This is a genomic window from Mycolicibacterium fluoranthenivorans (genome assembly GCF_011758805.1).
GTDB classification, from domain to species: Bacteria; Actinomycetota; Actinomycetes; order Mycobacteriales; family Mycobacteriaceae; genus Mycobacterium; species Mycobacterium fluoranthenivorans.
On sequence record NZ_JAANOW010000001.1, the window covers coordinates 2,016,519 to 2,035,428 of the forward strand.

The 18,910-nt window shown below is 63.3% G+C and carries 16 protein-coding genes; 14 read left to right on the forward strand and 2 right to left on the reverse strand.

All coding sequences use genetic code 11. The annotated features are described in order from the left end of the window. The first annotated feature begins 43 nt into the window (after positions 1–43). A complete protein-coding gene (locus tag FHU31_RS09870) occupies positions 44–2,896 on the forward strand; it encodes an MMPL/RND family transporter (protein ID WP_167157841.1) in 2,853 nt (950 codons plus the stop codon). Between the two features lie 48 nt (positions 2,897–2,944). Here FHU31_RS09870 and FHU31_RS09875 read toward each other — a convergent pair whose 3' ends face one another. Continuing rightward, positions 2,945–3,274, reverse strand: a complete 330-nt coding sequence (locus tag FHU31_RS09875) for a hypothetical protein (protein WP_167157843.1) — start codon at positions 3,272–3,274, stop codon at positions 2,945–2,947. 102 nt (positions 3,275–3,376) lie between these two features. Between FHU31_RS09875 and FHU31_RS09880 the strand changes: the two genes are divergently transcribed. The 7 genes from FHU31_RS09880 to FHU31_RS09910 all read left to right on the forward strand — a co-directional run bounded on the left by FHU31_RS09880 (position 3,377) and on the right by FHU31_RS09910 (position 8,726). Next, complete coding sequence (locus FHU31_RS09880; protein WP_167157845.1) at positions 3,377–4,009, forward strand: DsbA family protein; 633 nt, start codon at positions 3,377–3,379, stop codon at positions 4,007–4,009. A 3-nt stretch (positions 4,010–4,012) separates the two neighbouring features. After that, positions 4,013–4,204, forward strand: a complete 192-nt coding sequence (locus FHU31_RS09885) for a hypothetical protein (protein ID WP_167157847.1) — start codon at positions 4,013–4,015, stop codon at positions 4,202–4,204. 203 nt (positions 4,205–4,407) lie between these two features. Further along, positions 4,408–4,725 carry a hypothetical protein gene (locus FHU31_RS09890; RefSeq protein WP_167157849.1) on the forward strand — a complete coding sequence of 106 codons (318 nt, stop codon included), beginning with the start codon at positions 4,408–4,410 and terminating at the stop codon, positions 4,723–4,725. 204 nt (positions 4,726–4,929) lie between these two features. Then, entirely contained in the window at positions 4,930–5,589 is a 660-nt protein-coding gene (locus FHU31_RS09895) for a hypothetical protein (protein ID WP_167157851.1), read from the forward strand. 77 nt (positions 5,590–5,666) lie between these two features. Next, positions 5,667–6,749: a hypothetical protein gene (locus FHU31_RS09900; protein ID WP_167157853.1), complete on the forward strand. Its 1,083-nt coding sequence runs from the start codon at positions 5,667–5,669 to the stop codon at positions 6,747–6,749. Between the two features lie 71 nt (positions 6,750–6,820). Beyond that, complete coding sequence (locus FHU31_RS09905; RefSeq protein WP_167157855.1) at positions 6,821–7,243, forward strand: hypothetical protein; 423 nt, start codon at positions 6,821–6,823, stop codon at positions 7,241–7,243. Between the two features lie 643 nt (positions 7,244–7,886). Further along, complete coding sequence (locus FHU31_RS09910) at positions 7,887–8,726, forward strand: PDDEXK family nuclease (protein ID WP_167157857.1); 840 nt, start codon at positions 7,887–7,889, stop codon at positions 8,724–8,726. A 26-nt stretch (positions 8,727–8,752) separates the two neighbouring features. Here the strand turns inward: FHU31_RS09910 and FHU31_RS09915 are convergent, their stop codons facing one another. Beyond that, a complete protein-coding gene (locus FHU31_RS09915; protein WP_167157859.1) occupies positions 8,753–9,256 on the reverse strand; it encodes a very short patch repair endonuclease in 504 nt (167 codons plus the stop codon). Positions 9,257–9,336: 80 nt separating this feature from the next. On the opposite strand from FHU31_RS09915, the gene FHU31_RS09920 reads away from it, so the two are divergent. The 6 genes from FHU31_RS09920 to FHU31_RS09945 all read left to right on the forward strand — a co-directional run bounded on the left by FHU31_RS09920 (position 9,337) and on the right by FHU31_RS09945 (position 18,890). After that, the gene (locus FHU31_RS09920; protein ID WP_167160858.1) at positions 9,337–10,416 is read left to right on the forward strand and encodes a DNA cytosine methyltransferase; all 1,080 of its coding nucleotides are present in this window, start codon (positions 9,337–9,339) and stop codon (positions 10,414–10,416) included. Beyond that, positions 10,413–11,579, forward strand: coding sequence for a NaeI family type II restriction endonuclease (locus FHU31_RS09925; RefSeq protein WP_263988145.1), 1,167 nt, complete (start codon positions 10,413–10,415; stop codon positions 11,577–11,579). The genes FHU31_RS09920 and FHU31_RS09925 overlap by 4 nt, the downstream gene beginning before the upstream one ends. Positions 11,580–11,902: 323 nt before the next feature. Then, on the forward strand, positions 11,903–12,652 hold the full coding sequence (locus FHU31_RS09930; protein WP_208410186.1) for a DUF8548 family protein: 750 nt from the start codon (positions 11,903–11,905) through the stop codon (positions 12,650–12,652). After that, positions 12,649–13,881: a DUF6361 family protein gene (locus FHU31_RS09935; protein WP_263988147.1), complete on the forward strand. Its 1,233-nt coding sequence runs from the start codon at positions 12,649–12,651 to the stop codon at positions 13,879–13,881. Before FHU31_RS09930 ends, FHU31_RS09935 begins: the two co-directional genes overlap by 4 nt. Before the next feature lie 175 nt (positions 13,882–14,056). Continuing rightward, positions 14,057–15,736, forward strand: coding sequence for a phospholipase D family protein (locus FHU31_RS09940; protein ID WP_263988148.1), 1,680 nt, complete (start codon positions 14,057–14,059; stop codon positions 15,734–15,736). Continuing rightward, positions 15,726–18,890 (forward strand): DEAD/DEAH box helicase, encoded by a 3,165-nt coding sequence (locus FHU31_RS09945; protein WP_167157863.1) that lies wholly within the window; start codon positions 15,726–15,728, stop codon positions 18,888–18,890. Before FHU31_RS09940 ends, FHU31_RS09945 begins: the two co-directional genes overlap by 11 nt. The last annotated feature ends 20 nt before the right edge of the window (positions 18,891–18,910 follow it).

Genomic DNA, 18,910 nt, shown 5'->3' on the forward strand with positions numbered 1-18,910 from the left:
TGCCGACGAGCTCCCCACGGGCCGGGGCCTGATCGGAGTGTCGATGACTGCTAGCACCACTGAACAGCGATCCAAGATCGCCCACCTCATCCGGGTGCTCTCGGTGCCGATCCTGATCGGCTGGATTCTGCTCAACGTCGCCACCAGCGTCCTCGTGCCGCAGCTGGAGGAGGTCGGGGAGGCCCACACCGTCGGGCTCAGCTCCAAAGACGCGCCCGCCATGATCTCGATGAAGCGCATCGGCTCGAACTTCCAGGAGTTCTCTTCCGACAGCAACGCCATGATCGTGCTGGAAAGCGACCAGGCCCTGGAGGCCGACGCCCACCACTATTACGACGAGCTGATCGCGAAGTTCCGGGCCGATCCCGCGCATGTCGAGCATGTGGCCGACTTCTGGGGTGATCCGCTGACCGCGGCAGGTGCCCAGAGCGAGGACGGTAAGGCTGCCTACGTCCAGCTGTATCTGAAGGGCAACCAGGGCGAGACGCGGGCCAACGACTCGGTGGCCGCGGTGCGCGACATCATCGCGAAGAATCCGCCGCCGCCCGGCCTACAGGTCTTCGTCACCGGTGGCGCGCCGCTGATCTCCGACCAGCACCACGCCGGCGACAAGAGCATCGCCCTGGTCACCGCGATCACCCTCGGTGTCATCGCCCTCATGCTGCTGATCGTCTACCGCTCCCTGGTCACCATGCTGCTGATCATGGTGATGGTGTTCATGGAGTTGGGCGCCGCGCGCGGGGTGGTCGCGTTCCTGGCCAACACCAACATCATCGGGCTGTCGACGTTCGCGGTGAACCTGTTGACGCTGCTGGTGATCGCCGCAGGCACCGACTACGCCATCTTCGCCATCGGGCGATACCAGGAGGCCCGCGGCGCCGGCGAAGATAAAGAGACCGCCTACTACACGATGTTCCACGGCACCGGGCATGTGGTGCTGGGTTCGGGGATGACGATCGCCGGCGCCATGCTGTGCCTGTCGTTTACCAAGCTGCCGTACTTCCAGACCATGGGCGTGCCCTGCGCCATCGGCACGTTCGTGGCCGTGATCGCGGCGCTGACGCTGGGCCCGGCGATCATCACCATCGGCAGCCGCTTCGGCCGCTTCGAACCCAAGCGGGCCATCCGCTCCCGCGGTTGGCGCCGGGTGGGTATCACCGTGGTCCGCTGGCCCGGCCCGGTTCTGGTGGCCACGTTGGCGCTGGCGCTCATCGGCCTGGTGACGCTGCCCGGATACAAGACCAACTACGACGCGCGCAAGTATCTGCCGACCGATATCGCCGCCAATGTCGGATATGCGGCGGCGGAACGGCATTTCAGCGCCGCCCGGATGAATCCCGACCTGCTGATGGTCGAAAGCGACCACGACCTGCGAAACTCGGCCGACTTCCTGGTGATCAACAAGATCGCCAAAGCCATTCTCGCGGTGCCCGGCATCGGCAAGGTGCAGACCATCACTCGGCCCAACGGCAAGCCGATCGAGCACACCACGATTCCGTTCATGCTCGGCCAGCAGGGCGCGACCCAGAAGATGAACGAGAAGTACCAGCAGGACAACTTCGCCCAGATGCTCAAACAGGCCGACGATATGCAGGCCAACGTCGAGACCATGGAGAAGATGTCGTCGGTCACCGAGCAGATGGCGGAGACCATGCACTCGATGGTGCAGCGGACCACCGACATGACCATCGATATCGCCGAATTACGGGACCACATCGCCGATTTCGATGATTTTCTGCGGCCCCTGCGCAACTACCTGTACTGGGAACCGCACTGCTACGACATTCCGTCGTGTTGGTCGATCCGGTCGATCTTCGATGCCCTCGACGGTATCGACACCATGACCGACGACATCCAGAAGCTGCTGCCCGATTTGAAGCGCATGGACACCCTGATGCCGCAGATGGTGGCGCTCATGCCGGAGAACATCCGGGTGATGAAGAACATGCGCGACCAGATGCTGACCATGTACCAGACCCAGAAGGGTATTCAGGATCAGCAGTCGGCCGCGGGGGATCAGACCAACGCGATGGGGCAGGCGTTCGACGACGCGCTGAATGATGACACCTTCTATCTGCCGCCGGAAGCCTTCAACAACAAGGACTTCAAGCGCGGGATGAGCAACTTCATCTCACCGGACGGCAAGTCGGTGCGGTTCATCATCAGCCACGACGGCGATCCGGCCACACCCGAAGGCATCTCGAACGTCGAGCCGGTCAAGCAGGCGGCCAGGGAGGCCATCAAGGGCACCCCGCTGGAGGGCTCGAAGATCTTCCTGTCCGGGACGGCCGCGACGTATAAGGACATGCACGACGGGGCCTACTACGACCTGCTGATCGCCGGAATCGCCGCAGCCTCACTGATTTTCATGATCATGCTGCTGATCACCCGGTCGCTGGTGGCGGCCGCGGTCATCGTGGGCACCGTGCTGCTGTCGCTCGGGGCATCGTTCGGTATGTCAGTGCTGTTGTGGCAGCACATCCTTGGCCTGGAACTGCACTGGATGGTGCTGCCGATGGCGGTGATCCTGCTGCTGGCGGTCGGCTCGGACTACAACCTGCTGCTGGTATCGCGGTTCAAGGAAGAGCTCCACGGTGGGCTCAAGACCGGGATCATCCGCGCGATGGCGGGCACCGGTTCGGTGGTCACCTCGGCGGGCCTGGTGTTCGCTGCGACCATGGCGTCGTTCGCATTCAGCGATCTGAAGGTGATGGCCCAGGTGGGTACAACGATCGCGCTGGGCCTGCTGTTCGACACGCTGGTGGTGCGGTCGTTCATGACACCCGCGGTGGCGGCGCTGCTGGGCAAGTGGTTCTGGTGGCCGCAGATCATCCGGCCGGAGCATTCGGACCGGAGGTTGGCGGCAGCGGGAGTGGAGCCCGTCGCGGCCCGGTGAACCGGCTTCGGCCGGGGCTTGCGCCCCGGCCGTCAGCGGGTGTCCTGGCTAGGGGCTGGAGCTGATGGTGACGTGCGGGGTGACCTGCGGAATCTGATCCTCGGACAGGCCGATGCACGCGCCGCTGTCGGCGCCGGTGCAGGGGATACCGTCGATCTCGGGGATGTCCGGGTTGGCAGCCGTGGTGGTGAAGCCCGACGAATCCGGTGAGTTCGGCACCATGAACGGCGTGCACTGCGTGGTGAACTGGTCCTCTTCCTCACCACTGCTGCAGGCTGCCTGCGCGGTCGCGGGGTTGAGGATGACCAGCGCGGCCGGGGCGCCGAGCGCGGCCAGGGCGAAGGCGGCGGCGAGCGCACGTTTGGTCAGGTCGGGCATGGAGCGGCTCCTCGTTCTTTGATAGTCGTCAGGATTGTACGGCTGAGTCACAGAAGTCACACGGGGAACTGACGGGGTTTGTGATGGGCGCATGATGGGGATATGAAGCTGCCCGTTGTCCTCGGTCTGGTCCTGACGTTGCTGATGTTGTTCCCCGGTGTGTCGTCGGCGTCGGTGGCCGCGCCTTCCGGGGATGTGGTGACGATCGGGGATCCGGACGCGTTGGGGCAGATCGATCTCTATGTCGACCCGCTGTGCCCCTACAGCGGCAAGATGATCCGGTCGCAGGGATCCGAGATCGGGCGGCGTATCGAAGACGGCTCGCTGCGGGTGAATCTGCGATTCGTGAACTTCCTTGAAAAGTACTCCGCGAGCGGCACTTACGATGCCCGGGCGATCGGCGCGGCTTTCGTGGTGGCGGGGCAGTCCGGGGCGAGTGATGTGACGTGGCGGTTTGTGCAGCAGATCTTTTCGGCTGAGCAGCAGCCGCACGAGGGCGGCGCGACGGATCTGTCGAATGACCAGCTGGCTGGGTTGGCCGCTTCGGTGGGTGCGCCTCCTGGTGCGGTGGATCAGATTCGGGTTGGGGTGTTTTTGGGGTACGACCCGCAGGCGATCGCGGCGTCGAACCTCGCGGTGCTGCACACGTTCCCGGAGCCCGGGGTGCCGACCGTCGTTGTCGGCGGGGAGCCGCTGGATGGGGAGTCGGATTGGTTGGCGCGGGTGCCGGGGTGAGTCGTGATGATGCCGGAGGATGCCTCCGACGCTGAACGGGACTTCGCCATCGAAGTCCTGCGAAAGCTTCTGCTCCGGATCGATGCGCGGCGCGGAGCCGACGTCGACGAGGTGTCCTCACTACCTGCTGGACTTCGAGGAGAACTGGCCGAGCAATTTCTCATGGGAGGTCGGCGAGCCGCCGATATTCGCTAGGTGGGCGACCTTCGCGCCGATTTGCCGACGAATCGGTCAGGGATCCGCGCACAATCGATGGTGGTGCCCTCGGAGCCGTCTTCTTCATGGACAGGCGACCGCGTGGTCCGCGCGTCGGAGCCCGGCGCTACGCGGATCCGCGTTAGCCATCGTGTCGGTTCCCCACGCGACGCCGTCCGGCTACGTCGAAGCAGGAGGATGTCATGAGAAGCGTTGTATTGGTGGCGGTACTGGTCGGCACGGCTATTGCGGTGAGCCCGCTGGCGTCGGCGGAACCGTCGTGGACCATGCCGAACCTGATCGGCAGGGACCTGCAGGGCGCCCAGGATTCGATCCAGTCGTTGACGCACGATGCGGTGTGGTCCACGAGCTCGACGGACCTGACCGGCAGGGGTCGGACGCAGATCAGCGACCGCGACTGGCAGGTGTGCAGCTCGACGCCGCCGCCCGGAGCGAAGTTCACCGCGACCACGAAGGTTGGTTTCGGGGTGGTGCGGTTCGATTCGGAGACATGTCCGTAGGCGGCGGGTCTGCCCGAACAGTGCGCCTTGGTGTTTCCTGTGTGCGATATCCTGCAGATTCTGATGCTGCTAGGTGGGGGCCATGGGGAGCAATCTGGATGTGGATGTCGATGTCGATGTCGGTGGCGTGCGTGCCGCCTCCTCGGCGAGCGCCGAGATCGCAACAACGCTCGCACGCGGCGATGCCACGCCGGAGGTCATGACGTGGCCGAGCCCGTCGCGCAGCGGACACCGGCCGAACTATCGAAGCTGTTCGTGTTTCCGGGGCAAGCCTGGGGCAAGGTGGACATTGCCTACGCCACGATACCGGGCGAGCCGCGGCTGATTGGTCCGCCCGACGAGGTGTGCCACGACGATCCGTTACGGGTCAGCAGCTACGCCGGGGTGTCGAGCAGTGATCAACCCGCCGACCTCGATGCGCTGGTGAAGTACAGCGGAATGCACTCTGACAACGGCAGCGATACACCCGTGCCTGTCGTCTATCGAGAGCATCCGGGTGTCGATTCCTTTGAGCGCATGCGGGCCTGGGGTTCGCTGTGCCAATCGCGCCGATCTGCGGTTCCGCAGGTCTGTAAGTCCAGCGGAGTGAAGCCCCTGTTCGTGGCCCTTGCGGCGACAATCGAGGGTGAGCAGGTGCTGGGGTATCGGCGGTTTGACCCGGTCGAGTTCGGAGGCGGGCACGCCGGCCATCCGTCGTGTGGTGCGACTGCTCGGGCGGCGCGCACTGTGCGCGTAGCCGGGCTGCTGATCCACACAGAATTGGCGGTGGACACGACTGATGGATCACCGGATTGGGCGCCTTCTGCTGCGGCATTGGATGAGCAGGTTGCGCAGGTCATCACGGCTATTCAGCACGCTCAATGAGATGTCGGGGGCCGGGCGTGCCGTCCGCGCTATGAACGTGGGAAGAAGGCGGCGCCAAGCCAAGTAGGCACGCCGAGATGCGCGGCGCCGGGCAAGGCGCGAGCGACAAGTACGGGGAGCCGACGCTGGTCGATGCCGTGCGGAATTCACTTGCAGACGGCCATCCGCTGGCCTTGCTGCAAGCGATGGGAGTGGTGGTGGAAAAGGGAACGCCGTATGTGTTCTCGCGCCTCACACTGGGTGAGTCAAACCCGCTAGGCCTCTCGGTGTTCGTCGATAACCTCTCCGTTGCAACGGATATCGAGCACACCATGGCTTTGGCGGTGCTCACCGAATTGATGGTTGACAACCCCGCGTTGCAGCGGCGATGCCGAGTGGAAGTCGAGTTCCGGGGTGGCCGGTTAGCGGCGTGGATCAGAGATCTCCCGCGCACACGGGTGTATCGCGCTGTCCGGATTGGGCACGCGCTCGGTGATCGCGACCAACTGCTGCTTGATGTTCGGATGGCCGATCATCAAGGGGCTGTCGCAGTCATGATCGACCACCTGGCATTCTCCGACGTCAGCGACCTCGGAGTCACGCGCGAATCATTCGATGCCGCTGTGGCGCACGCCCGCGACCTCGGCGCTCCGGTTGTCGAGATGGACCTCGCCGACGCACGCGCGTGGATCGAGCAGGGGGTGGAGAATGTCATCATCCCGCGCGCCGACGATTCGCGGCTCGGTTTCCCTGCGGTGCTGCGCTGGTTGCTCACCAGGCTGCCGGCGGGCGGGCAGCTTCGGAAGTCTCCGCGCGACGACTACCGCGCGGTGTCGACGGTGTTCGACGCGTTCTTCACCTCGCCGCAGGGCGCACGATTTACGCCGCGTGATGCGTATGAGGAACTACTCAGCCAGATCGTCGACAGCGGAACCGGGGATCCGTTGCGCTGGAGCGAATATCGCGCACGGCGCGCGATGGATTTTCTTTCGTATGATAGCTGTGGGACTGTGGATGTCCTGATCGACGCACCTGATTTGCTGCGCGTCTTCATACCGATTGCTCACGCGCTCAGTGGGATCGCACCCGCGCTGACCGACCGAGTGCTGGCAGTCATTGACGAAGCGGAGCCGGCGTTTCGCGAGCGGGTGATCGCGGAGGCAAAGAAGTGGGATGACTAGGACTGGGATTGGTCGGCGTAAACGTCGAGCTAGCCTTGAGTGGGAATGTCGAGTCGAGAGGGCCGCTGGTGATGAGCACGTCAGACGAGTTGTCGGATTCGCTACATGGAGCCTTGTCGAAAGCCCGCATCCCCGCTGAGAATCACGAGTTCATCCAGCGCATCACGGCCGCCATCGGAATCGCCGGGTACCGCGCTATGGCTGTCGATTCCAGCAAACCCTATGTACTGACCACCCGACGAGATGGACAGGCCGCCCTTCACATCCATTACGGGTTCACCAACGGATTCACCTCCGAGGACGAGATCGTCCGTGCTGCTGGCCAGGGCGTCGAACGTCAGGAAAGCTCTAGAAGAGGCACCTGGTACGTTGCTCATCCGCTGACGAAGGTGGCGCCGCGCGGTGAGCGTTCGCGCGACGTCCGACGTGAAGGCGGATTTTGCAGTTGCGGGATGCAGCTGTCGGTCAGCGGAGTGTGCGGGTCGTGTGACTAGGACGAGCTTGCACGGATTTGTCGCAACGGCGGGTTAGCCTCCCAGCGTGGACGTCGGCCTATACGAATCTCTGCTTACGCAACGACTCTGTTCCAGATCGCGTTGGTTGGCCGCTGCGGTACCGTCGCGGTGTCAATGCCCTTGAACCGCATTGCGCGATTCGTACCTTCGTCACAGTCGCCGATCTCCAGCTCATGCAACGCTCCGTCATATTCGGCACTCCAACACCCCGGTGCTCGGCCTGCGGAGACACGCGCCTGCGCTCACCGTCACCCCGCCAGTCACGAGCCCTGGCTACGATCACTCGACCCTGCCCAACGGAAACCAGGGATAGCGTGAGGATCGACGTAGTCGAGCGAGCTCCAAGTGTGCGTTGATCTGTGGCAACCATGTCCCTACCCATTAACCCCAGGCGGATTCCCCGTATGACAATCGTGACATCCACCCCGTCGCCTCCGGACCGCGGTTCACTCGACCCTCAGACCGCGACCCTTCTGGATAGCCACATAGCAAGTCAGAATGGGCTCTCCGTAGTTCTCTTCGGTCGCTGTTGCCGTCAACAACTAACGTTCCAAAAGAGTTACCCAAAGCCGGGACACTAGGAATTGACGTCAGAGTCGGCGAGACCATTCAGGACGCCGCCGTGCGACTCGAACAGCCATGGTCGCCACAGTGGCTCTTCGAGGCTGGTCATCACGTCGTCGACACGGGCGGTGCCGTCCTCGGCGCCAACGATGTAGCAACTACTGCCGGTGCGATCAAGTGGCAACCCCCGGTCCGACTGCCGCGAGTCGACGATAACGTCAACGTTGGTTCAAACGCCGACAGTCAGAACCGACGACTTGCGGGCGAAGTAGCTCTCGCCGCGCTCTGGCGTCGCGCAGCTACGGCGAACAGTATCGGGGTGCACGGGAAGACCGACATCCGTCCTCCGAAGACCCTGCAGGGGAACACCAGGGGAGCACGTTTCAAGAACGCGCTCCTTTATAGCTTCCGCCTCGGGCTCCCGAGCGATTGGATAATCGAGGGAGAACTTCCCCTCGAGAAGATCTATGGACTTCACCTTCGGCGAGACGTCGGAGCACGTAGTAGCGACATCGTGGTCTTCGATGAACGCAAACGACTCGTTGCAGTCATCAGCAGCAAATGGACGTGGCGTTCTGACAGAGGGACCGAAGCCGCGCAAATGGTGCCTCTCCGCCGGTACAGGCCGGATGTTCCGTACGTTCTCGTCACTTCCGAGGTGCCGCGTCTTCGAAACATTGCCGACGAAAGTGCTGAGGACAGGATCTACTGCGTCTGCCCCGAGTGGGCCGCTGCCGTGGTCACATTGCGGGAACTCGGCGATCCGCGAGTAGGCCCTATCAAATTCTCCACGTTGTCTGCCTTGCTTACCGAGGGTGAGCGTCTCATCGAAGTCCTTCAGCTCCGTGATGTGACCAACCTTATCGACGACTTACGAACCAGCGGTCGTCTCGGTTGAGTCGCCTGCGCCTCCTACGTCAGACCCTACGGCCTCCGCCACTGGGGTCGAAATCGCACGGTTTCCACGATCTGTGCCGCGACTTCGGTCGGATCTTCGTGCTCCCAGAACCGCAGCACGATCCAGCCCGCCTCATTGAGCACGGAGTTGACCCGCTCATCGCGAGCGCGGTTGGTGGTCACCTTTTTTGCCCAGAATTCTGCGTTCCGTTTGGCGACGGTGTGGTGCCGTGGACATCCATGCCAGAAACACCCGTCGATAAACACCGCGAGCCTCGCACGAGTGAACACGAGGTCGGCTTTGAGCCTTCGGTTACTCGTCAGTGGCGCAAAGTCCACTCGGTAGCGCAGTCCGGCGGCGTGAACCAACCGACGCACGGCCAGTTCGGGCAGGGTGTCTCGACGGCGGTTGGCTCGCATGCTCGCTCGAACCCCGGCACTAGACGCCCAACTGTCGGTCACAATATTCAGTGTGAACCCGCACCGGCGGTGACCGCTCAGGGCCGGAGCGGCAGCCGAGATCAGTTCCATTTCCCGAGGTAGAGACGCTGCCCGGCGAGTCGGTACCGGCGGTTGTCGGCGCCTGTCGATAGCATCACCGTGTGGTGGACATGATCGACCTGTTCGCAGGTTGCGGGGGCATGACGGCGGGATTCGTCGCTGAGAAGTACACCCCACTGCTCTCTGTCGAGTTCAACCTGCATGCCGCTGCGACGTACGCGGCCAATTTCGGCGAAGATCACACCATCTTCGGTGACATAAAGGATGTGGCCCGCAAGCAGATCCCACGCGCCGATCTGGTCGTCGGCGGCCCTCCCTGCCAGGGCTTTTCAAACCTTGGCTCGAAGAACATCGATGATCCACGCAACCAGCTGTGGCGCGAATACCTGCGCGTGGTCAGTATCGCGAAGCCCAAGGTATTCGTCATCGAGAACGTCGACCGCTTCTTGAAATCGGCCGAGTTCGAGCTGCTAAAGAACGAGGCGGACTGCGGATCACTCAAGGGCTACAAGTTGAGCTACGGTCACCTTAATGCCGCAGACTTCGGCGTCGCCCAGCGACGCATTCGCACCATCGTCATCGGCTCCCGAGTCGGTCAGATAGAGCTGCCGAAGGCAACCCACGCGAGAAATCCCGCGCCCGGGTCCGAGCTGCTGCGATGGAACGGCACCAAGACGCAGATCAAAGACCTCCCCGCGCGGCCCCCGACCAACAGTCTGCCCGCGAGCACGGTCCAGTTCTTCGGTGAAATCGTGCCGGGAGTGTTCAAGGCCCCACAACTGCACATCGGCCGCAACCCGACACAGCTGTCGTTGCAGCGATACGACCATGTGCCGCCAGGTGGCGGCCGCTTCGATGTGCCCGATCATCTACTGCCACGCTGCTGGCGCGAGAAGCCCACTGGCACAACCGATGTCATGGGCCGAATGCAGTGGGATTTCCCTTCACACACAATCCGAACCGAGTTTTACAAGCCAGAGAAAGGTGCGTACTTACACCCGCAGTGGGATGCTCGCGGCCGCAAACGGGTGAACCGACCGATCACACATCTGGAGGCCGCGCGATTACAGGGCTTTCACGACGACTTCCTCTGGTGTGGGACCAAAATCGAAATCGCCCGCCAGATCGGCAACGCGGTCCCAGTCGGCCTCGCTCAGGTAATCGCGAAGCACCTCAAGCCGTACCTGTGAGCGAGCCGGATTCTCTGCCGTTCGACATCGCGTTTCCGCCGTCTGTCGAGGCGCCGGAAGCAGGATTCCAGGATTCACGCGCTCGCGCAATCCGTCGTCGCCGCAACACCTTCCGCGAGCATCCGGCGCCTACCCAGCCAATGGGAAAGATGCTGCGGGCGTGGACGTTACACAGCGGGTTGGACCAGGAAGCCCCCGCCGAGTTGACACCGTTCGTCGACTGGTTCGAGAAAGAACCCGAAGCGCGTGAACGATTCCGGTGGGCCCTGCGCGACTCGCTCGACGAACTGCTGGACGGACAGCGGACCGGACGGTGGGCGTATCAACACCTGTCGAAGACCGAGAAGACGTACCTGGGCACCGCCGTCGAGGTAAATCTGACCAAGGAGTTCGAGTTTCCGAACGGCGAACACCTCGACTGGCGGATCGCCGGCATCGACATCGACTGCAAGTTCTCAAAGGATCTCGGCGGATGGGAGATCCCCATGGAGATGTACCTGTGTGTCGACCACGGCGGACGTCAGGGCAAAGCAGATCACCCTGCGCTGTTGACATGGTTCGACGACACAACAAACCAATGGGCGGCAGGGCTCGTCACAGTCACCGACGACCGGCTGTGGTGGAGATCTGACAAGACAACGGGTGCGTTGATCCGCGGCTATAACCGAGACAACAAGCGGCGGTTGGCCGACACCTCCGCAGGAATCGTGTTCTGGCTATGGGGAGGTCTCCAGGTCGACCTGCCGCACAATCTCCTACTCAATCTAGACATGGACGCGCGCGGACGCATCTTGTCACCGAACTTGTCGGGCCAGAAGCGCGTCGACCAGCTCTTCCGTGAAGTGCAGGGAAGTATCGTCGGCCGTGAGACCGTCCTAACTGTGGCACAGCAAGACGACGCTCCGAAGCGTGTTCGCGACGCCCGGAAGGCACTTGGGCCAGAGGGCATCGTGATACTTGGCCACCAAGACGCGCATCCCACAATCGCTGCGGCCCTGGGTCTTCCAGTGCCGGTGAAGGGTGAGTGGATCGCTGTGCGACTCGCCCCTGCGTCGGAGGGCAGCAGTCTTCCATTCGTGACCGTACAGGGACGGCCGTGGGCAGTAGCTGGAGACAACGATCCACCCGTCGCAGCGCCAATGGACTACCGACGGTTGAACTGACGAATGCCGCACTCCATGTTGCACGCATTGAATCCGGCGCAGAATGCCTCCCTTCGTACAAGATCATCCGTCGGTTTGCAGCTCCGTCAATCTGATCGACTGCACATCCGTTGCAGCCGACACTGATTGGAACGAAGCAATTGACCGAGAAGCTGTCGGCCTCGACCAAGCCCAGTGCCGATGACCGCAAGATTCTCGCGGGAGCGAAAGGCGCCGTGGCTGCACTGAACGCGACGAAGCCCGGGCGACCGAGCGGCAGATCCGCCAACTGCGTCAGGGCTGGATGAGGAGCTGTGCTCACGCGGCGAAGTAGGGAGCGGGGCGTGTCCGAGAACGTTCATCGGCTGCTGGTGGCATGGGAGGCTCTTGGCAATCCCGATCGGTGGTTCAGACCCGAGGGTTACCACCAGGGCCTTACGCTCTGCATCATCGATGCGATCCAGTCGACCGGTTCCCACTACAACAGCGTCCGGAAAGTCGTCGGCCGCTACCGCGAATATCGCGGGGATGCGGCGATCACAGACGGTACGACAGAACTCCTTGCCACGTTCGACGCACTCGGCGGCGTCGAACCGTGGGCGCGCGAGATCGGCAACCAGAGGCCGGCCTCGACACGCAAGGGGGCCGCGTTGAAGGCCGCCGTTATTCAACAGGTTGCTCGCAATCTTCATGACGACGGTGTGCGGACCACAGGCGACCTCCAGGTCCGTGGCGCGTTGGAACCTAACAACGAGGCTCTGCGGCTGGCCACCAAGAAATTGTGGACGGGGGTCGAGGCCCAGTCCTCAGGCGTCACTTGGCATTACGCGCTCATGCTTGCCGGCCTGCCGGGCGTCAAAGCTGATCGGATGGTGCTCCGTTTCGTCAGCCGTGCACTCAACGGCGTCGAGGTGTCACCGGAATACGCGGCCTCCCTGGTTCGGGACGCAGCGAAACTCATGGGCGTGTCCGCAACTGATCTTGACCACGCGATCTGGCGGAAGGAATCGGGCCGGCCCGTTTCGGTGGACCCCGAGGACGAGCAACAGCCGGTGCTCGAGGAATCCGACGGCCGTGAGGCTGGCAATCGGTGACCTCCCTCATCGCATGGCTCGACGCGTCGAGCGAGGATCAGCGGCGGATGCGCGAGATCGTGAACCTATTCAGCGAGCGCGAAAGTCGTGACGAACTCGGAATCGGCCAGGTCCGCGACGCGCTGAGCGACCTGCTGTGGCCGGGCACCTCCACCCTGTTCACCCGTGCCCGGTATTTCCTTTTCATCCCGTGGTGCTACCGCGCCGCCGCGGAAACCCGCAGCAACGTCGAAAAATCAACGGCGCTCGCAGATCGCAACGAACGGCGTCTCATCCGAGGCCTTCTCAACGCCGGCGCGAAGGACGGCGTGGTTGGTGCCACCGCTGGTACGGCGCTCAAGAACTTGCCATCCGCGCTGTACTGGGGCGGGATGCGCGTGCACGGCATCCTCAACGATGCCACCCTCAACAGAGATGATGCGATTGCCGCAGAGGTCGCCCGCATCCACACCCGCCGCCCCGCTATTAACGAGTTCGAGGACGCGGCGGCGGTCTGGCACGCGGGGGCGTTCCACGCAACCTTGCCGCCGATGCCGGCCGGGTTCCCGGCCGAGGTCACTGGTGGGTTCGACATGCCCAACAGCGAGGCTGCATGGCTCCGGGACCGGATGCTCGACAGCTCGCCCGACACGATGCTCGAACATGCACTTCACCACCGGCCCGACGCTGAAAGCGCTGTCCCGTGGGAAGATTCGGTGCTGATGTCAGCTGACGGTGAGCGCAGGAACGTGCTCGAGGATGCGCGCCGGTTCTCCGTCCTGATGAACAGTGCCTCCCTGCTGTACAACCTCCTGCTGGCGGAAGAGTATGAGGAGGAGGGCTTCGACCGCGTGGACAACCCGGTCGAGACGTACCGGCAGCGCATCGACGAATGGGCGAGCCAAGCGACCGTGCAGGACGACATCAACAACTGGAACATCGCCGACTTCTGGAGCCGTGTCCTGCATAAGAATCCAGGGGTGAACCCGTGGTCGCGCCGATTCATCGATGACTGGCTCGACCTGCTGGGGGCTGCCGACCTCGCTTCGCTCGCAGACAACGCGGACATGCGCGCGTTCATCCGCCGCCGCGAACGAGAGCACAAGCGATCGCAGGCGAGGCTGGTGAACAAGCGCCTGCTCCAATCGTGGCTCGGATCGTCGGGCAGCGGTCAGCTGGTCTACCGGTGGACTCAGCTGCGCCCGGTGCTCCACGACATCCACGACGGGTTGGAGCGTCCCGATGCTTGAGCCGGACACCCGTGCGGCGTTGACCGAGCAGCTTCGACCGCCCAGCGGATTTCAGCTGGCCCACGCCGTCGCGACGACCTTCACCCTCGACCTGACCGCGGCCTTGTCCATCCCACTCGCCTTCGCGGCCCATCGCGTTCGAGAGAGCCGAGACCCGATCGCCATCTTGGACGCGGTGCGGCGAGCGGCCGACAAGATCGACGTGTTCGCCCAAGCCGGCCAGGTGTTCGAGCCACGCGCCTCATCCGACTTGTTCGCGCTCCTGGAACCGATGATCCACCCCGTCCAGGCGCCTCGCCAGAACCTGCTTTTTCACCCGAAGGTGTGGGTGCTGGAATACGCCAGCGGTGATGCTCGCAGCTACCGGATGCTCTGCGCGAGCCGCAATCTCACCAATGACCGAAGCTGGGACCTTGTCGTCAGGCTCGACGGAACCAGCGCTGACGGCCCAACCGAACAGAGCGCACCGTTAACAGCATTCGTCCGGGCCCTACCCGCAATGGCCGTGCAACCGTTGCCACCGACGCGCATCACCCGGATCGCCGCGCTGGCCGACGCGATCGCCGCAATCGAGTGGGAACGCCCGCCGGATGTCCGGGCCCTCCGGTTCCACCCTTTCGGAGTCCCTGGCGTCCCCGTGACTCCGCTGCGTGATCTTTTCTCAGGCATTCGCCACGGCATCATCTCGCCGTTCGTCAGCGATGACGGCATCGCCCGGACCATTCCTGTGCAGTCGAACCCGGTCGTCGTCCTGTCCCGGCGGGAGCAACTCGATCGCTTGACTAGTGAAACGTTGAGTCGGGTCGAGGCGGTGATTCTCGACGATGCCGCCAACGACGAGCTCGCTGGCGACAGTGACCTTCCGGAGCCGACATCAGACGATACCGCCCCGCTGGCGCCTCTTGAGTCGCTGGCCGGACTCCACGCGAAAGCCTATGTCGTCGATCGGCAGTCGGGATCGCACCTGATCGTCGGCTCGGCCAACGCGACCGTGCCAGCGTTCGGTGGCAACGTGGAGTTTCTTGTCGAATTCGAAGGTCCGCGCACGAAATTCGGCGTGGCTGCATTGCTTGGCGAGCAAGCGCGGCTGCGAGCGCTCACCATTCCGTACGAGCCCGTCGGGGATGAGGTCATTCCGCCCGATGAACTGGCCGATCACGCGCTCGACCAGGTCCTGCGTGAGTTGGCGTCTCGTCGCTACTTCGCGCAGGTCGAGGCCGAAGAACCTGATATTGAAACCGAAGGTGCCGAGGTAACTCCGCACTACCGGATACGGCTGTCCGCAGACGGAGGCCTGCGCGTCCCAGACGGGATGAAGACCCGGGCCTGTCTGCTAACCCGCCCCGCCAACACCGAAGGGGTACCCGGAGAGCCCGTTCAGTTCGAGCGGCTCGCGCTCACCGACATCACACCGTTCGTCGTACTCAGGGTTACCGATCGACGTGACGTCACGGTCTCCACCGTCGTCGCGGCGGTTCTGGACGGGGACATCTCCGGCCGCCAAGATGCAGTCATCGCCCGTCAACTCGTCGACCGCTCGGCCTTCATGCGGCTGTTGGCGCTACTCCTCGCCATGGAAAGCGGTGACGGCTCGCTGCAGTTCGACGCGATAGGCGCTGCCGGTGCCGGCTGGGACGAAGACGGCAACGGACTGTTCGAAACGCTGGTGCGGGCAATCGGTGTCGAGCACGGCGGGTTGGCCGACGTGCGACGCATCGTCGAACACGTGCGGGCCGCGGAGGACCGACGCACAGACGGGGGAGGGTCCGTGCTTCCCGATGGTTTCGACGAACTCTGGGAATCGGTTTGGAGCGCGTATTCCGCGAGGTCGGCGGTGTCAACGGATGCGCAGTGAGGACGTTGAGCGAATCCTTTCTGGCCTCAAGGGTTTCCAACGCGATGCGGTGACGCACGTCGTCGACCGACTGTATGGGCCGCAGGCCACCAGCGGACGGTTCCTGATCGCCGATGAGACAGGGCTCGGCAAGAGCATCATCGCGCGCGGTGTCGTCGCATCCGCCATCGCGGAGTTGCAGGCTGCCTCGCACATCGGTCGCATCGGCGTGGTGTACATCTGCTCCAGTACAGACCTTGCCAAACAGAATCTACAGCGGCTCAACGTGACCGGTGACCCACTCGTCGGCATCACCAGCCGGTTGACGCTGCTGGCGTTGGAGACCCGGCGGCTCGCCTCGGGATCGGCGCTCGATGGCAAGAAGGTCAATCTCGTATCCTTCACACCTGGAACGTCATTCGACATGGGATGGCAGACGGGGTCGCAGGTAGAACGTCAACTCCTGCACGTCCTCCTCAATGGAATGACGGACTCCGGACTGGAAACTGAGCGCGCGTCCGCGGTGTTCTTTCAAGGCCAAGTGCGGAAGTTAGTGGATTTCCGGGCAGGCATCGAGAGGATGCGTGAGCAGCTCGGGGAGGGGCCAGACGAAGTCATCCTCCGCGAGTTCTCCGAGTCAATCGGTGCGGGCGGCCTCCGTGGCGAGTTCGATGCCGCATGTGGCCGCCTCCAGGGGTTGGCCGCGGTCCCCGACGAGATGAAGCCCGAGGTCAAGAGCATCACCTCCCGGCTTCGCGGCGCTCTCGCGAAAGCGAGCGTGGAATCGCTCGAACCCGACCTCGTGATCCTCGATGAGTTTCAACGCTTTCGGCACCTCATCGACTCTGGCAGTGACAGCCCGGCGAGCGAACTCGCACACCACCTGTTCAACTACCGCGACGCCAAGGTGTTGTTGCTCTCCGCGACCCCCTACAAGCCCTACACCACCGTCGCAGGCGACAACGAGGACGATCACTACCAAGATTTCATGACGACGTTGAGCTTCCTCGCGTCCGGAGATCAGTCTTCGCTAGAGCGCATCCGCACGGCTTTTCGTCGTTATCGGCAGGCGATCGTCGCCGGGTCGAACGCATCGAGCGAAGCTGCGGAACTGCGTCATACGCTGATCCCGTTTATGAGTCGCTCCGAACGTCCGCGCCTCGAAGAAGGTCGCGATCTGCTAGTCCGACGGGTGGAGAGTCGCGTACCGGCACCGGAAGACCTGCAGGGCTACGCAGCACTGCAGGCCTTTGCGCGTGAAGTCGACTCTCCCGTGAGCCTGGACTATTGGAAGTCCATCCCGTACTTCGCCAGCTTCATGGACGGGTATCGTCCGGGCGAACGAGCCCGAATGCAATTCGAAACTGGCACCGCGACAGCGGAACTGAGATCATCGATCGGTCAACTTCGGTCGGTTGATGCCCGTGCCATCCGATGCTATGAGGCCATCGACTACGGCAACGAACGATTGCGGGCATTCGCCGCGGAGACAATCGAGCACGACTGGTGGAAGCTACTGTGGATTCCGCCATCGATGCCGTATCTGACGCCGGGCGGGATCTTCGCCGGATTTTCCGACGGCTCCGTCACGAAGCGCCTGATCTTCTCGGCCTGGGCCAGCGCCCCGACGTCGATCGCGAGCCTGCTCAGCTACGAGGCCGAACGACGAATGGTCGCGGGGGCCGGGCTGAGCGAAAACTCTGCGGAGGCCAGAAGATCGGTGCCGACTCGCTTCGACTACGTGATGCGGGAAGGCCGTGCCGCCAGCATGTCGACGTTGGCTTTGTTTTGGCCACATCCCGGGCTCGCTGGTCTTGCTGATCCACTTGCCCTTCGCTCCGATGGCGATCAGACAATGGATCCTGATGCAGCACACGAGCTGGTTGCCCGACGTCTTCGATCGGGGAACGAGGATGTCGATGAGGGCGCTCGGATCGAAGAGCCGTGGGAGGCGTTCTTCGTCTGGCCGGGAAGTTGGCCGGCCGGCGCACACCGGCGTTCGGACGTCGCCGCGTACTGGCTCGTAGGGGGCGGCGACACAACCAAGAATGAAGGAGATGCCGAATCCGGGATTGCGATCCGCCAGCACGCGAAGCTGGCCCTCGACCAACCAGCCTCGCCGCGCTGGCATCAAGATCTGGCACTGCTCGCGCTGTACAGTCCTGGCAATGTGGCTTACCGAGCCCTTGCCCGAGTCTGCGACGAGATCGATCAGGACCTGCGGACGGCCCTGTGGCATACGGCCGCACGGCTTGCCAATGGCCTTCGCGCGCTGTTCAACCGGATGGACGTCATGTATTTGCTCGACCAGCTGCACGGCCGGGAGCAGCCCTACTGGCGAAGGGTAATCCAGTACTGCGCCGACGGAAACTTGCAGTCGGTGCTCGACGAGTACTGCTTCCAACTGAAGCTCGAACGTGGCGGTTCGCGGATCGACGCCGCGGCGCTGCACCAGATTGCAGATCGTGCGATCGAGGCCTTGACTCTTCGAGCTTCGCACTACACAGCCCGTGCCGCGGGCGAGGGCTTCGAGAAGGTTCCGATCACCGTACGGTTCGCGCTGCGATACGGCAGCGCAGCCAAGGACACCGAAAGCGTGCGGGCCCCGGAGGTGCGCAACGCCTTCAACAGCCCGTTCTGGCCTTTTGTCTTGGCGTCAACCAGCGTCGGGCAAGAGGGAATCGACTTTCATTGGTGGAGCCATGCAGTCGTGCATTGGAACCTGCCGTCCAACCCGGTCGATTTCGAACAGCGTGAAGGGCGGGTCAACCGCTTTGGCGGGCATGCGGTTCGGAAGAACATTGCGTCGGCTCATGGGCGGGATGCACTCGCCGCGGCGCGGGACGGGCAGCATCCCTGGCAACTCGCCTTCGCCGCCGCGGTTGACCACGAGGAGCTTGGCGAGTTCTCACCCTGGTGGATTTATCCCGGTGCTGCCCGAGTGGAACGGATGGTGGTGCACTTCCCACTCAGCCGTGAAGACGCACAGTACGAACGACTCCGGGACTCCCTCACGCTCTATCGCATGATGCTCGGTCAGCCGCGCCAGGAGGACATGATGGAGTTGTTGCGACAGCGCGGCGTGAATGAAAGCGAGGTGGCCCAGCTGGATTTACGGCCACCCGTGCGGGGTAGGCCGGCCACAGCCAGCGATTCAGGTCCCATATGTCGGTGACTCGTAGTTCAATCACGTGG

What these genes read in the sequence shown, in the direction of transcription:
- FHU31_RS09870 (WP_167157841.1), top strand. Translation starts at nt 44, where the DNA reads ATGACTGCTAGCACCACTGAACAGCGATCCAAGATCGCCCACCTCATC.
- FHU31_RS09875 (WP_167157843.1), bottom strand. Translation starts at nt 3,274, where the DNA reads ATGCCCGACCTGACCAAACGTGCGCTCGCCGCCGCCTTCGCCCTGGCC.
- FHU31_RS09880 (WP_167157845.1), top strand. Translation starts at nt 3,377, where the DNA reads ATGAAGCTGCCCGTTGTCCTCGGTCTGGTCCTGACGTTGCTGATGTTG.
- FHU31_RS09890 (WP_167157849.1), top strand. Translation starts at nt 4,408, where the DNA reads ATGAGAAGCGTTGTATTGGTGGCGGTACTGGTCGGCACGGCTATTGCG.
- FHU31_RS09900 (WP_167157853.1), top strand. Translation starts at nt 5,667, where the DNA reads ATGCGCGGCGCCGGGCAAGGCGCGAGCGACAAGTACGGGGAGCCGACG.
- FHU31_RS09905 (WP_167157855.1), top strand. Translation starts at nt 6,821, where the DNA reads ATGAGCACGTCAGACGAGTTGTCGGATTCGCTACATGGAGCCTTGTCG.
- FHU31_RS09915 (WP_167157859.1), bottom strand. Translation starts at nt 9,256, where the DNA reads ATGGAACTGATCTCGGCTGCCGCTCCGGCCCTGAGCGGTCACCGCCGG.
- FHU31_RS09920 (WP_167160858.1), top strand. Translation starts at nt 9,337, where the DNA reads ATGATCGACCTGTTCGCAGGTTGCGGGGGCATGACGGCGGGATTCGTC.
- FHU31_RS09945 (WP_167157863.1), top strand. Translation starts at nt 15,726, where the DNA reads ATGCGCAGTGAGGACGTTGAGCGAATCCTTTCTGGCCTCAAGGGTTTC.